Source organism: Kamptonema sp. UHCC 0994 (genome assembly GCF_029167235.1).
Lineage (GTDB): Bacteria > Cyanobacteriota > Cyanobacteriia > Cyanobacteriales > Microcoleaceae > Kamptonema.
Map to the genome: position 1 here is coordinate 22,423 of NZ_JARFTR010000158.1, position 13,636 is coordinate 36,058.

At 44.7% G+C, this 13,636-nt stretch carries 14 protein-coding genes; 8 read left to right on the forward strand and 6 right to left on the reverse strand.

What is annotated here, in order from left to right:
• Positions 1-129 precede the first annotated feature (129 nt).
• Positions 130-789 carry a deoxyribonuclease V gene (gene nfi, locus PY364_RS14925; RefSeq protein ID WP_275523650.1) on the reverse strand — a complete coding sequence of 220 codons (660 nt, stop codon included), beginning with the start codon at positions 787-789 and terminating at the stop codon, positions 130-132.
• Between the two features lie 103 nt (positions 790-892).
• On the opposite strand from nfi, the gene PY364_RS14930 reads away from it, so the two are divergent.
• A complete protein-coding gene (locus PY364_RS14930; RefSeq protein ID WP_275523652.1) occupies positions 893-1,723 on the forward strand; it encodes a prohibitin family protein in 831 nt (276 codons plus the stop codon).
• Between the two features lie 58 nt (positions 1,724-1,781).
• Here the strand turns inward: PY364_RS14930 and radA are convergent, their stop codons facing one another.
• Positions 1,782-3,314 (reverse strand): DNA repair protein RadA, encoded by a 1,533-nt coding sequence (radA, locus tag PY364_RS14935; protein WP_275523654.1) that lies wholly within the window; start codon positions 3,312-3,314, stop codon positions 1,782-1,784.
• Between the two features lie 160 nt (positions 3,315-3,474).
• Here radA and PY364_RS14940 point away from each other — a divergent pair, with 160 nt between their 5' ends.
• Positions 3,475-4,206: a response regulator transcription factor gene (locus PY364_RS14940; protein ID WP_026103763.1), complete on the forward strand. Its 732-nt coding sequence runs from the start codon at positions 3,475-3,477 to the stop codon at positions 4,204-4,206.
• 301 nt (positions 4,207-4,507) lie between these two features.
• Positions 4,508-5,164 (forward strand): cofactor assembly of complex C subunit B, encoded by a 657-nt coding sequence (locus PY364_RS14945; RefSeq protein WP_275523656.1) that lies wholly within the window; start codon positions 4,508-4,510, stop codon positions 5,162-5,164.
• 219 nt (positions 5,165-5,383) lie between these two features.
• Here the strand turns inward: PY364_RS14945 and rpmF are convergent, their stop codons facing one another.
• The 3 genes from rpmF to PY364_RS14960 all read right to left on the reverse strand — a co-directional run bounded on the left by rpmF (position 5,384) and on the right by PY364_RS14960 (position 7,819).
• The gene (rpmF, locus tag PY364_RS14950; protein ID WP_019487419.1) at positions 5,384-5,557 is read right to left on the reverse strand and encodes a 50S ribosomal protein L32; all 174 of its coding nucleotides are present in this window, start codon (positions 5,555-5,557) and stop codon (positions 5,384-5,386) included.
• A gap of 63 nt (positions 5,558-5,620) precedes the next feature.
• Entirely contained in the window at positions 5,621-6,094 is a 474-nt protein-coding gene (locus PY364_RS14955) for an NINE protein (RefSeq protein WP_275523658.1), read from the reverse strand.
• A 96-nt stretch (positions 6,095-6,190) separates the two neighbouring features.
• Entirely contained in the window at positions 6,191-7,819 is a 1,629-nt protein-coding gene (locus PY364_RS14960) for a hypothetical protein (RefSeq protein WP_275523660.1), read from the reverse strand.
• A gap of 205 nt (positions 7,820-8,024) precedes the next feature.
• On the opposite strand from PY364_RS14960, the gene PY364_RS14965 reads away from it, so the two are divergent.
• From PY364_RS14965 to PY364_RS14975, 3 genes are all read left to right on the forward strand, one after another.
• Positions 8,025-8,378: an iron-sulfur cluster assembly accessory protein gene (locus PY364_RS14965; RefSeq protein WP_272030718.1), complete on the forward strand. Its 354-nt coding sequence runs from the start codon at positions 8,025-8,027 to the stop codon at positions 8,376-8,378.
• A gap of 145 nt (positions 8,379-8,523) precedes the next feature.
• Positions 8,524-8,946, forward strand: a complete 423-nt coding sequence (locus PY364_RS14970; RefSeq protein ID WP_275523663.1) for a hypothetical protein — start codon at positions 8,524-8,526, stop codon at positions 8,944-8,946.
• Between the two features lie 192 nt (positions 8,947-9,138).
• On the forward strand, positions 9,139-9,330 hold the full coding sequence (locus PY364_RS14975; protein ID WP_275523665.1) for a hypothetical protein: 192 nt from the start codon (positions 9,139-9,141) through the stop codon (positions 9,328-9,330).
• A gap of 394 nt (positions 9,331-9,724) precedes the next feature.
• Here PY364_RS14975 and PY364_RS14980 read toward each other — a convergent pair whose 3' ends face one another.
• Positions 9,725-10,651: a TIGR01777 family oxidoreductase gene (locus tag PY364_RS14980; protein ID WP_275523667.1), complete on the reverse strand. Its 927-nt coding sequence runs from the start codon at positions 10,649-10,651 to the stop codon at positions 9,725-9,727.
• A 207-nt stretch (positions 10,652-10,858) separates the two neighbouring features.
• On the opposite strand from PY364_RS14980, the gene PY364_RS14985 reads away from it, so the two are divergent.
• Positions 10,859-12,490, forward strand: a complete 1,632-nt coding sequence (locus tag PY364_RS14985) for a DUF3352 domain-containing protein (RefSeq protein ID WP_275523668.1) — start codon at positions 10,859-10,861, stop codon at positions 12,488-12,490.
• A gap of 167 nt (positions 12,491-12,657) precedes the next feature.
• Positions 12,658-13,575: a class I SAM-dependent methyltransferase gene (locus tag PY364_RS14990; protein ID WP_275523670.1), complete on the forward strand. Its 918-nt coding sequence runs from the start codon at positions 12,658-12,660 to the stop codon at positions 13,573-13,575.
• The last annotated feature ends 61 nt before the right edge of the window (positions 13,576-13,636 follow it).

Consider the following 13,636-nt stretch of genomic DNA (forward strand, 5'->3'; position numbering starts at 1 on the left):
GAAAGATTTCCTTAATTCGTAGGTGCTTAGTATAATGCACCCACAATTGATTTTTGATTTTAGTTCTGAGGGAATATCAAATTCTCCCTCGTTGCTGCTTTCCTACTCCTGTTTTTGGGCATTCCTCTGTTAACCTGATGCCAGTCGATCGGCACACCGTGTTGTCTCTGGGAGACGATATTTTAGGGTACAGCGCATCACGCAGTCAATAGCCTTATTTAAGCCTACCTTGTGACCGATGGAAATATATATCGGTTTTACTCCGTTTTGGGTTCTGAGTACAGCGCCAATAATTTCATTGCGATCGCGCAAGGGCTGCCAACTTCCGCGTTCGGAGGATACTGGTTCATGCTCTCCAATAAAACGAGTTTTGGCAACACCGATTGTAGGAATTTGTGTCAATACTCCTAAATGGCAAGCTAGACCAAACCTCCGGGGATGAGCTAAACCTTGACCGTCACAAAGAATTAAGTCCGGGGTAGTGGTGAGATTTTCTAAGGCTGCCAGCACTGCGGGCACTTCCCGGAAGGACAGGAAACCGGGAATATAGGGAAAACTCACAGGGACTTGGACAACGGCCTGTTCTTTTAATTCTAAGTCAGGAAATGCCAAAACGGCTACAGCCGCCCGCGCGATCGCAGTTTTTTCTTCATAGCCCACATCAACGCCGGCAACATAGCGAATTGTTCCGAGTCGATCTTCGGCGATTACCTCGGACTGGAGTTGCTGCTGAATGGCGATCGCCTCCTCAATAGTCTGAGGCCATTCATGCCGTTGCGAAATCTTCATTTAATTAGTGTTATCGGCAATTAATTTTAGATAAGAGTTGAATTCTCAATCAAAGGCTAACATAGAGAAATACTAGATAAGACTAATATAAGGTGCGAAGATTATGAAAACCACCGAAACAGCTTTTCCTTACAACCTTGCTCTATACATCATCGGCGGCGTTGTCATCCTGATCGGAGCCTTGCTTTTTAAACCTTTTACCATTGTTAATGCAGGGGAACGAGGCGTAGTCATGCGCTTCGGCAAAGTTCAGGATCAAATATTAGATGAAGGTATTCACCCAATTATACCCATAGTCACCTCTGTTAAAACTCTGAGCGTTCGAGTACAAAAAACTGATTTGAAGGCAGATGCAGCATCTAAAGATTTGCAAAAAATTACTGCCGATTTAGCAATAAACTGGAATATAGACCCCACAAAGACAAATCAAGTTTACCAGCAGGTAGGGAGTGAAGAACAAATTGTTGATGGAATTTTAAATCCGGCAGTTTCCGAAGTCCTAAAAGCTGCTACTGCCAAAAAAACAGCGTTAGAAATTATCACTAAACGCACGGAATTAAAAGCAGAAATTGACAAGAGTCTCAGAAACCGTTTAGCACCTTATGGGGTGCTAGTGAGAGATGTTTCTCTGGTAAATTTCGGCTTTTCACCGGAGTTTAGCAAAGCGATAGAATCTAAGCAGATAGCGGAACAAGAAGCTAAACAAGCTGAATTTTTGGCACTGAAAGCAACGCAAGAAGCTCAAGCTCAAGTTAATCGCGCTAAGGGTCAAGCAGAGGCCCAACGGTTGCAGCGCATGACTTTAACTCCAGAACTTCTTCAACAGCAAGCAATTGAAAAATGGAATGGTCAGTTTCCAACGGTAATGGGAGGTAATGGCGCATTACCGTTTGTTAATATCACTGTACCTGATAGCGAATCTGCGAAAAAGTAATTGTTAACAGTTAACAGTTAACAGTTAACAGTTAACAGTTAACCGTTAACCGTTAACCTTAACTATCATCATCTGACTCCAATTGACGGGGAGTAGCAGGAATTGCGGCAATAATTGCATCAATCACCTTCGCCACTGGAATAATTTGCATCCCCAAATCTGGGGGTGTTTGATTGTGAGGAATAATCGCCCGTTTAAACCCTAATTTAGCTGCCTCCCTCAGCCTTAATTCTAGTTGTGAAACTGGCCGCACTTGCCCACCTAAACCGACTTCTCCTAATAACACAGTCCGCGCATCCACCACGCGATCGCGAAAACTAGCCACTACTGCGATCGCAACTCCCAAATCCGCCGCTGGTTCCTCCACCTTCAACCCGCCCACAGTTGCCACAATCGTATCTAATTTAGATAGCGGAATCCCGACTCTCTTCTCCAAAACTGCTAAAATTTGCTGCAATCTAGCATTATCGACCCCAGTAGTAGCGCGGCGCGGCGAACCAAAACTTGCAGGACTAACTAAAGCTTGAATTTCTACTACAATTGGGCGAGTACCTTCACAAGCAACAGTTGTCGATGTACCCGGAGAAAACTCATCTCGGTTGCCCAAAAATAACTCCGAGGGGTTATCGACTTCTCGCAACCCATTTGCTATCATTTCAAAAACACCGATTTCGTGAGTTGCACCAAAGCGGTTTTTCATAGAACGTAACAATCGGTGAGAAGCAAAGCGATCGCCCTCAAAATAAAGTACAGTATCGACCAAATGCTCTAAAACCCTCGGCCCCGCTAAGCCCCCATCTTTCGTCACATGACCGACAATAAATAAAGTAATATTTGCCCGCTTCGCCACCTGCATCAAGGCAGAAGTACATTCCCTTACCTGCGCCACAGAACCCGGAGCCGATGTTAAACTAGCAAAATAAACCGTCTGGATACTATCAATTACTGCTAAATTCGGTTTCAGCGATTCCAACTCTCGCAAAATCACCTCTAAATCAGTTTCCGGGAGTAAGTAAAAATTATCCGCTGAATTGTCTATTTCGCGATCGCCCGAATTCTTCGCCTTTTCCCCACTACCATTACCATTTTGTCCGCCATTGGCGGACAAATTTACCGGAGTAGCAACACCCAAACGTTGCGATCGCAACTTCACCTGCTGACCCGACTCCTCCGCACTCACATACAATATCCGATCCTTGCGCGACAGTTGATTCGCCACCTGCAACAACAGCGTTGATTTCCCAATCCCCGGTTCCCCCCCAATCAACACCAAAGAACCCGGAACAATCCCCCCTCCCAAAACCCGATCCAATTCCGCATAACCAGAAGGCCAACGCGACTGTGATTGGTCAGCAATCTGTGATAATTTGAAAGATGCTCTCGGCTGACCATTCGACTTATCTGGCGTTAAGTTGCCCGTTTCCCTAGTGGTTACGCCAGTCAAACCCACTCGGCCCGCTGGAGTTGTGGGAATAATCTCTAGCTGTTCATCAAAAGAGTCCCAATTCTGACAGCTAGGACACCTGCCGAAGTATTGGGGCGACTCGTAGCCGCATTCCCGACAAACATATTGTGTTCGAGGCTTTGGCATTGTTTACAATATAGAGTAACCTTAACATTTGAAAAAGCCTGAATAATAGCAATAACAAGGCTTTCAGGCCGAACACAAGTGATTAAAAGAGTTTGTGTCTTAATGATAGGGTACAAAAAATTAACTTATCAGTAATGTAACTTAAGGAGTGTTGGGGAATTTGGAAAACCATAAGGAAAAAATTCTAGTAGTCGATGACGAAGCCAGTATCCGCCGCATTCTGGAAACTCGCCTGTCGATGATCGGCTACGATGTCGTCACTGCTGCTGACGGCGAAGAAGCCCTAGATACCTTTCGCAATACCGATCCTGACCTTGTGGTACTGGATGTAATGATGCCAAAGCTAGATGGTTACGGCGTTTGTCAGGAGTTGCGGAAGGAGTCAGACGTACCGATTATCATGCTGACGGCGTTGGGGGATGTTGCCGATCGCATCACCGGTTTAGAATTGGGGGCCGACGATTACGTTGTCAAGCCTTTTTCTCCCAAGGAATTAGAAGCCCGCATCCGTTCGGTACTGCGGAGAGTTGACAAAAATGGTGCATCGGGTATTCCTAGTTCCGGCGTTATTCATGTCACCAATATCAGAATTGATACCAATAAGCGGCAAGTTTACAAAGGGGACGAACGCATTCGGCTGACGGGAATGGAGTTTAGCCTTTTAGAGCTATTAGTAAGCCGTTCTGGAGAGCCTTTTTCGCGATCGGAAATTTTGCAGGAAGTTTGGGGATATACGCCTGAGCGCCACGTAGACACCCGCGTTGTGGACGTTCACATCTCGCGGCTAAGGGCAAAGTTGGAAGACGATCCTAGCAATCCTGAGTTAATTCTAACCGCACGCGGTACTGGCTACCTGTTCCAGCGCATTGTAGAACCTGGGGAGGTTGGCTAAAAAGTTTTGAGTTTTGAGTTTTAAGTTTTGAGTTAAAGACTTAAGTGTTTGTAACGCCGCCATCTTGGCGGTAATTAATTAAACCGCCCAGAGGGCGGCGTTACGTAAAACGGTAAGTCCGATATATCTGCTTACTTAGAAATTCAAAACTTATAGCAACCGCCTTGGCGGTTAAGACGTTCTGAGTTCCACCAAACTCGCTAATTCTATTCCCTTGTTTCCCTTATTTCCCTTCTTCCCTAGCCCCTAGCCCCTCTTCTCTTCTTCCCTAGCCCCTAGCCCCTCTTCCCCATTGTAAGCTATGGCTAAATCTGACCCCAATAGAATTTTGAGGCTGCTACCGCTTGCTGCTGGTGGTTTGGCTGGCGTGTTATTAATGCTTAACCGCTTGCTGACACCAGAGTTGACAAGTTCTCAAAGTCGTTCCGATGCTTTGGGGGTGATTTTGAGCGCTTTGCTAATTTTAACAGGTTTGCTATGGCAACAGGTACAGGCGCGATCGCCTGATTCAGTACAATTAATAGGAGTTGAGGGCTTTGAACTAGCACCGGATTTACCGGATGTTGTTAAAACGGAATTAGCTTGGATATCGCATTTGTTGTTAACTAATACTGCCACGCGATCGCTCCTCATTTGGTATCGCGGTAAAGTAATTCTGCGACGCGGAATTTTAGGCATTAACTCCGAAGTTAAGCCAGGCCCAATTTTGCAGCGGGTAATTGATAAAAAAAAGCCAGTTTATTTGGTAAACCTTAATCTCTATCCGGGGAGAATCGAGTTTGACTATTTGCCAGAGAATACTCAGGGTGTTATCTGTCAGCCTATTGGCGAAGATGGTGTATTAATTTTAGGTGCTAACGCGCCGCGTAGTTACACGAAACAAGATGAAAATTGGGTTGAAGGAATTGGTGACAAAATTGAAGATAGTTTTAAACGCTATTTAATAGTTAATGGCTAATTGCTAATGGCTAATTGCTAATTTAGAAGTTACGCAAGAGTATCTGTAACGCCGCCATCTTGGCGGTTTCTTTACCGCCAGGATGGCGGCGTTACGTCTTCTTTACCGCCAGGATGGCGGCGTTACGTCAAGCGTGCGTAAATCTTAACAGACGATGGTATTAAAAATATTATAGAGGCAAGATTAATCCCGCCTCTACAAATTCCCGGATTGCTTTTTCTATTCTTCTTCCTCTTCTTCATTGCTGGGATAGACAAAGCTATGGGAACGCCCAGTCAAAACAGATTTGCCAAGGGAGAGAGCTTTTTGAGCAGCTACCGTTGCTTTGTGCTTCCAAGTGGCCTTACGCATATTCCGCTTGGATTTCGAGGTTTTCTTCTTAGGGACAGCCATGACAGTAAATAGTTTTTGCTTTTATAGACAAACAACCATCTTATCTTATTTTGGTAGTTCCTCCTAAAGTTCGTGGAAGTCATAAATGACAATGCCTGTGGCTGGGTCATTATCGACACTGACGTAACCAGTTTTGAGTAATTCTGTGAGAGTTGCTTCTACTTCAGCAAAGCTAGCGCCAGTTGCCATCACACCTTGGGTGACAGATAGCTTTCCTCCTTTGGCATAAGCGGCTTTGAGGAGTTTGACCATTAATTGTTCAGGGTTTTGCTTGACAAGTACCTGTGCGATACTTCCTTGGTGATATGTGGGTAAGCCCGTGCCGGATACACCCAGTTTTGCTCTGATATTGGCATTTTGTTCATCCACCATGCTGGGAATCAGTAGTAAATCGACGACTTGGCCGATACCTAGCAGTCCTCCCGTGAATAGCCACAGTAAACCTGTACCAATTTTGCCATTGTAGAGGCGGTGGAGTCCGCTTAGACCGATTAACCAGCCGGCCCAGAAAAGGTAACTTACGCCTAAATTTTTCATAATGCCCCATAATCCTTAAGTTTGTCACCCTTGCACCCCTAAATACATTCTGTACTTTCTGTGCACTGATTCCAACTCGATCGCAGCCTTCCTTCCTCAAAACATTGGCATTAACTGCAGCGGCCCAATTCCCAACTCTTTCGGAGGAAGCGATCGCACCTCAAACAAAGCCATCATATCCTTATACTGAGGCTGACCGCGCGACGCACCCGTGATTCCCTTAGAAATAATCAAACCGCACCAACCCTTAGTAACTTCACAGCGGCGATCCCACTTTTTCCTAGCTTCCTCATGCACCGGATCGTCTGCTACAAATTCACCAAACAAGTATAAATCACCACTATGAGCCTGTAAAATTCCTAAATCATAATGCTCCTCTGCAAACATATCTTCCCCCGGATTAAAACAAAAAGCCTTAATCCCTCCCGCTTCTTGCAAATCATTAATCATCGTCTTCGCCTTCGGCGCTGAAGTTTGGATCAAAACCACAGGCAAACCATCTCCTACTGCCTCAATATCAGTCTCCGCAGGTTGATGAAACAGCCCCTTTTCCCGCAGAAAATTTACCGTTTCCCAAGGCAATACACCGATGCTGAGTAAAGAATTTGGCGGCACTAAATCATCGCGCAGCAGCGGCATTTCCATATCATCATCATCGTCATCATCGTCATCATCAGCAACCATATCCCAGAGTTCTTCCGCCACCTCCGGCATAGTTGAAACCTTCACTGACATTAACTTACTTTCCCCCTCTGATTGAGGAACTGGTATGCGATAGCGCGTCGTAATGCTAGGGAATTGACCATCGGCAAGCTTCCGGTGCGATGCCCGTAAAAAGCGGTGAAAAGCTTCCAATGCAACTAAAACAGTCAGCGCCTCTTCTTCATAAAGAATAGAACGTAACCCTTCTAAAGGATGGAGATTGCCAAAATTAGGCTCAATTTCCGAGGCTGGCAAGCTAGCTAAATCAACATCATCATCGTCATCGTCGTCACTTTCATTGCTACTTTCAAACGTGACAAATAAGCAATCTTGACCTAAAAAAGCCTGTTCCAAATTTTCAAAAGATTCTTCATTTACTACCCGCTGCCGAAACTGCTTCAGGGAATCTAGAGAACGGTATAGTAACACCCCGTAATCCATACCTCCTCTACCCAGTACGGAGACGTAAATAGTAGCAACATCCCACTGATTCAACTCAATCGAAACAATTTGATGTTCGGCCAAGCTATCCCAAGGCGCATCCTCCCAAATATTCCCGGCTTTTTCTCGCAAAGATTCCGCGTATTGAGGCGGATATTGCGGTGGCTGGTTGAGAGCAACTTCTTGCATACCCCGGAATATTTCGTCAATTAGAGGCAAATCGGGTACATAGTCGATCGCAATATCTAAATCCTGAAGCACGCCGCGCAGGAAAAACTGAATTTGTCTGTCTTTAACTACTATTTTTTGGGGACGAGCAACTGGAGCCGGACTTTGGGGATGTTCCATCGCCCGTAGCAAGGAGCGTACAACAGCTTCCGGCCCAGTTTCAGGGGCTACCACGTCCATTGCTCGTACTACTCCTTCGGAACCGTCTACCCAAAGAATGCAGTCGCCAGGGCCTTCCATGTCTTCCTCCGACATCGCATCAGGAGACAAGGGGCGACGATCGCCTTCCCACACGCTGGGAATTTGCTGTAAGTTTTGTAGCCGACGGAGAGTAGTTCGATTGAGAGCTGCCATAGAGTAAGCCCGAAAAGGTGAAGCATTAATGCGGTGTTATGAGGTTTATTACCGCTTCTCAATCATAGAACCTTATGGTTCCAGAGGGCATCGGGCTTTGAGTACGGAGATCCAGGGGGGACAAGATGGCTGATTCCTGTAAAATAATATTAAGGATAAAATTAAAGAATTAGCAGATACATAGTATCAGGAGTTCGGCAAGCCGATGACACAAGCCATTTCTGAAAAACAAGGCATTCAGATGACTGAATCCGCCATCCGCCAAGTTCTCTCCTTGAGAGACAAACAGGGTAAAGACCTCTGTTTGCGCGTAGGCGTGCGCCAAGGCGGTTGCTCTGGAATGTCTTATATGATGGATTTCACCGACCCCAGCACCGTTGGAGAACACGATGAAGTATTCGACTACAACGGTTTTCAGGTAGTTTGCGATCGCAAAAGCCTTCTTTATCTCTACGGTTTGGTACTAGACTTCAGTGATGCTATGATCGGGGGCGGTTTCCAGTTCACTAACCCCAATGCTAGTCAAACCTGCGGTTGTGGTAAATCCTTTTCTGCTTAAAATCAGAACTGGCGACTGGAGTTCCTGAGTTATGAGTTATGAATTTTAAGTTTTAAGTAATAATTCTTTAACTCAAAACTCTGGGCGGGCACGGGGGCACCGCCCCTACAACTGCCCTAAAACAGAATCTGAACTTAACTAAACAATGACCAAAACACCTGAAGAACTTTTTCAAGACGGATTAGAGCGCTATCAAGCTGGCGAAACCGCTTCGACATTGATTCCAGTATTTAAGGAAGTATGCGATCGCGCTCCTAAAAATGGCAACGCCTGGACTAGCCTCGCTTGGCTGTACCTGTTAGATAGCAAGCCCGCCCCAGCCCTGAAAGCAGCAAAAACCGCAGTCAAACTCAATCCTCACGATCCCCAGTCTCGCATTAACATGGCTTTGGCAATGCTGGAACTTGGCGAAAAAGGAGTGCGTCCTCATATAGAAATGGCGCAGCAGATGGTTATGGCTTCCTCAGAATGGCTGGAGGAAGTTAAAAAAAATCTTGAAGAAGGATTAACTAAAAAACCGGACTGGAAGAGTTTAATCCGCGTGAAGCAATGGCTGCTAGAGGTGTAGAGAGCTTCAATCTATTTCTTAAGGAGGATGAAAACTTTAAATCTTCCTCTTTATTGAGAAATTGTAATAATTCATTAAATAACTTTATAGAAAATTCATAAAACTGATGTTAGGATTTGAAAACTTCGGTGATTAATAATCATTGTCGCCAGTTTTTAGAACACCTTAGATAATACCAGGAGTTGTGTGATTATGACTAATGACAGCAACGTTAATGTGAGACCCGCAACCCGCAATCACAAAGGTTTTTTTGTTCAGCCAGCTTCCTATAAGCTGATGAGTATTGATAAGTCTGGATGGGCTTTGATTTGTCTTGATAATGCTGTATGCCACTATGTTGATCCAGATAATTTACAACTTCCCCATAAATCTGCCGAAGCCTAATATTAAACTGGCACTCGCACAGATTTTAATATGCGATTTATAAGTAGCTGTCCTGGTTCCAGAGACAGCCACTTTTTTTTGTTAACTGTTAACTGTTAACTGTTAAGTAGTTGGACAAAAATAAATAATGTCATTGCGAGCCCAGCGAAGCAATCCCAAACCCCTGCGATTGCTTCACTTCACTATCGTTCCGTTCGCAATGACATTCTTGCGTTTATTTATGTCCGACTACTTAACTGGTAATTGGTAATTGGTAATTGGTAATGGCTAATGGCTAATGGCTAATTGCCAATTGGGGAAAGAGTTTCCTCATCTCCCCTGCTCAAGAGCTCCCCCGCTCCCCCTCTCCCCTCTCTTCCCCTAGCCCCTAGCCCCTAGCCCCTAGTCCCTTCTTTTAAGCAGAAGCCAAAATTTCTTCTAATGCTTCCCTTAAAGCAGGATATTGATATTCAAAACCAGAAGATAAAGTGCGTTTTGGCAAAACTTGCTGACCTTCCAAAACCACTTTTGCACCATCTCCTAGCAAAACCTCCAAGGCAAAACCTGGTACGGGTAGCCAAGAAGGACGGTGTAAAACCTCTCCTAAAGTTTGACAAAATTGGGCCATGCGAACCGGGTTAGGTGCTGTAGCGTTGAAAACTCCCTCAACTTGGGGATGCGTAAGCGAGAACAAAATTAGATTAACCACATCCTCCCGGTGAATCCAAGAAAACCACTGTTTCCCGGTACCAATAGGGCCACCAGCAAAGAGTTTAAAAGGAGCTAGCATTTTCGCGATCGCACCTCCCATTCCCAAAACAATCCCCAACCGCAAAATCACCAGCCTCGTCCCCGCACTCTTCACAGGCCGAGCCGCCGCCTCCCAAGCTTGACAAACTTCAGCCAGAAAATCATCCCCAGGGGGGCTACTTTCCTCAAAAGCCGCCGTTTCACTTGTACCGTAATAGCCGATCGCAGACCCACTCACCAACACAGAAGGCTTAGGATTAGCATTAGCGATCGCCTCTACCAGTTTCTCCGTAGTCAGCTTGCGGCTGTCGATAATTTCTTGTTTGCGTGCAGCCGTCCAACGTTCCTCAGCAATGGGAGCCCCCGCCAGATTCACCACACCATCGCAACCCCCTAGAGCCTGCTGCCAAGAACCTGATGCTGTGGGAGTATAAGCAATAATTTCTAAATTAGGATAGGCTAAAGCTGGAAAAACTCGCCGAGCTCTCGCTAAATCGCGACTCAAAACCAGCACTTGATGCCCTGACTGATGCAGCCGCTCTACTAGCCGACTGCCTACAAATCCCGTCGCTCCCGCGATCGCTACTTTCATCTATCAAATCCACTCCAAAGTTGCGGCCGTTTGCAATTTACAAAAAACCAGTCTCAAAGCCCCCCGCCTCAAAGCTAGGGATCGAAGACCTTTCCTAGACTTTAGTTTACCAGTTAGTTAAATTATTTGATTAAATCTCCCACATAAGCAATTACTTATCTTTCTTAATATTCAGAGTACAATTACTTGACAAATCACTTAAAAATAATGCCTGTAAAAAAATCACAACTTATAATAATTGCTGCCGTAGTTGCAGCAGGTAGTGCTGCCGCCTTTTTTTACTTCAAAGGTTTTGCAAACAAAGTATTTAGCCCTCAAGAACTTGCTCAAGTTGTACCGCCCGATGCAATAATGGCTACTTTTATCTCCCCCAATCCTAGAGCTTTGATTCAGTTGCAGCGATTTGGCAGCCCTGAAACTCAAACCCTGATTGATAAGAGTTTAAACGACTTCCAAAAGCAGAGCTTAGCTGGAACCGATATCGATTTTGACAGAGACATCAAGCCTTGGGTAGGCGGTGTCGCAATTGCACTACTTCCGCCATCGGAAACTGCTAAAACAGACCCTCCGAAACTACTGCTTGCTGTCAGTATTAGAAACAAAGTCAGCGCTTGGAATTTTGCTAACAAATTGAAAGCCCAACAAGAGACAAAAACTGAGGAAACCGAATATAAGGGAGTTAAAATTTCTGATGTCATAGAAAAGAGTGGCAAGCGTTACAGCGTGGCTTTGTTGGGTAATCAATTAGCGATCGCTCCTTACAGAAAGACTGTAGAAGCAGCCGTTGATACGTTTCAAGGAAAAATAAACATTGCCAACAAACAGAGTGCATCCGCTATTCTTGCCAAGAGTGCAGGAGTGCCAAACCCCATTGTTACTATTTTCGTTGCTGACTATCCAACTTTGATGCAGCAATTGAGTACCAACTTGCCAGATAATACTAAATTACCCTCGACTGCTTTATCGCAATTCAAGCAAATTAAGTCTGTAGTTATGGGGCTGGGAGTAGACGAGCAAGGAGTGAGGTTAAAGGTAATCTCGCAGTTAGATCCGTTATTAACAAAAAAGTCACAACAGCAGACAGCTAATAAATTAGCAGATAGATTTCCGGCGGAAACTGTGGCGTTGATTGGGGGAAAAGGACTTAGTAAAATTTGGTTGCAGATGACGAATGAAGCGAAAGATAGTCCTGACGTTGCTAAGGGAATTTTACAGATCAAACAGGGTTTTCAACGGTTAGAATTAAATGCCGATCGAGAGGTTTTTGGTTGGATGGATGGGGAATTTGCCGTAGGTGCGATCGCATCTAAGGAAGGGATTTTATCTCAGTTAGGGATGGGGGGTGCGATGATTTTTGAAACGAGCGATCGGGCTCAAGCTGAAGCCACACTGAAAAAACTCGACGCGATCGCTGGAAGTAACCCATCAGTAAGTGTAGCCCCCAGAAAAATTAAGGATACAGAGGTAATAGAATGGAAAATTCCGCAACAGGGGACAGTATTTGGTCACGGTTGGCTGAATCAAAATTCAGTTTTTGTAGCCTTTGGCGGGCCTCTGATTGATGTAATTATTGCACAACCGCCGTCACCTGCTAGCAGTCCTAGTTCCTTTGCGATCGCCAAATCTTTAGCCCAACCAAGCGAGGGTTATTTTTACTGGGATGTAGAAAAAACTATGTCTTGGGCAAACCGCTATGTTTTGTCTGTACAACCAACTTTATTACCACCACAAACAACCGCAATATTGAATTCAATTCAGGGAATTGGAATTACTACAACTTACCCAGATCCGTTAACCGCTCAAGTAGATGCACTCTTAGGACTCAAACCCAAAAATTAGGTTATTGTTAACTGTATTAAGGAATTAAAAACTAATAACTTGATTAAACTATTAACCATTAATTGTTGACCGTATTGCTAAGTGGTAATAAAAGGAGTATAATCAACGACTGAGTGCAGTCAGCTATAGCACTGCATTTGCACCCTACTAGAGAAAAAATACAAAAAATGACTGTTGCTACTAATACAAATCTGGGACTTGCTTCGCGCTTAGTAAATGGCGTACTCTCCATAAAGCCCTTAGCTAACTTGGCAAAACACCAAGCACGCGAAATGATGATTAAACGAGCAGAAAAAATAGGAGTACATTGGCGAGAAGAAGCCCAAGCACTTTTAGCCCGCAACTGGGATACAGAAATGCAAAGCGTGCAAAATCCCAACTTAAGTTACCCGAAATATTACCTAACATCATTTCATGCTTACGAACAGGGTAATATGAGTTGGGAAGCTGCCACAGAAGTCGGAGTTGCAGCGCGTGCAGTTCATGCTGGAATTTGGCCAGATGCAGGCGCACAAGGAGATGCCAAGCTTCGCCAAAGTTACCACGACATTCTTAAAGCTCAAATTATTCATGAACCCATTGATATTTTAGACTTGGGATGCAGCGTCGGCATGAGTAGTTTTGCTATGCAAAATACCTATCCGCAAGCGAAGATTACAGGAGTAGATTTATCGCCTTATTTCCTAGCAGTTGCCCAGTATCAATCACAACAACAAAACAGAAAAATTAATTGGGTTCACGCGGCAGGAGAATCAACAGGTTTACCTTCAGCATCTTTTGATTTAGTTTCCATCTTTTTAGTGTGTCACGAGTTGCCACAAACTGCAACAATGCAAATATTTCGTGAAGCAAAGCGATTGTTACGCCCTAATGGACATTTGGCAATTATGGACATGAATCCTCAATCGGAAATTTATGCCAAAATGCCACCTTATATCTTGACTTTGCTCAAAAGCACTGAACCTTATTTGGATCAGTATTTCAGTTTAGATATAAGCGCCGCTTTAGTAGAAGCTGGTTTTGCAGTACCCACAATTACCTGCAATAGTCCTCGCCACCGCACTATCATTGCCAAAGCAATATAGTTTTAGTCGCCAAGACCATTAATATATCTCCGTAACGCCGCCTTCTAGGGGGTTAAAATAC

Excerpts from the sequence above, each read along its gene's own strand:
- PY364_RS14970 (WP_275523663.1), top strand. The coding sequence starts at position 8,524 with ATGACCAAAACACCTGAAGAACTTTTTCAAGACGGATTAGAGCGCTAT.
- PY364_RS14980 (WP_275523667.1), bottom strand. The coding sequence starts at position 10,651 with ATGAAAGTAGCGATCGCGGGAGCGACGGGATTTGTAGGCAGTCGGCTA.
- PY364_RS14945 (WP_275523656.1), top strand. The coding sequence starts at position 4,508 with ATGGCTAAATCTGACCCCAATAGAATTTTGAGGCTGCTACCGCTTGCT.
- PY364_RS14930 (WP_275523652.1), top strand. The coding sequence starts at position 893 with ATGAAAACCACCGAAACAGCTTTTCCTTACAACCTTGCTCTATACATC.
- PY364_RS14955 (WP_275523658.1), bottom strand. The coding sequence starts at position 6,094 with ATGAAAAATTTAGGCGTAAGTTACCTTTTCTGGGCCGGCTGGTTAATC.
- PY364_RS14960 (WP_275523660.1), bottom strand. The coding sequence starts at position 7,819 with ATGGCAGCTCTCAATCGAACTACTCTCCGTCGGCTACAAAACTTACAG.
- nfi (WP_275523650.1), bottom strand. The coding sequence starts at position 789 with ATGAAGATTTCGCAACGGCATGAATGGCCTCAGACTATTGAGGAGGCG.
- radA (WP_275523654.1), bottom strand. The coding sequence starts at position 3,314 with ATGCCAAAGCCTCGAACACAATATGTTTGTCGGGAATGCGGCTACGAG.
- PY364_RS14990 (WP_275523670.1), top strand. The coding sequence starts at position 12,658 with ATGACTGTTGCTACTAATACAAATCTGGGACTTGCTTCGCGCTTAGTA.
- PY364_RS14965 (WP_272030718.1), top strand. The coding sequence starts at position 8,025 with ATGACACAAGCCATTTCTGAAAAACAAGGCATTCAGATGACTGAATCC.
- PY364_RS14975 (WP_275523665.1), top strand. The coding sequence starts at position 9,139 with ATGACTAATGACAGCAACGTTAATGTGAGACCCGCAACCCGCAATCAC.
- rpmF (WP_019487419.1), bottom strand. The coding sequence starts at position 5,557 with ATGGCTGTCCCTAAGAAGAAAACCTCGAAATCCAAGCGGAATATGCGT.
- PY364_RS14985 (WP_275523668.1), top strand. The coding sequence starts at position 10,859 with ATGCCTGTAAAAAAATCACAACTTATAATAATTGCTGCCGTAGTTGCA.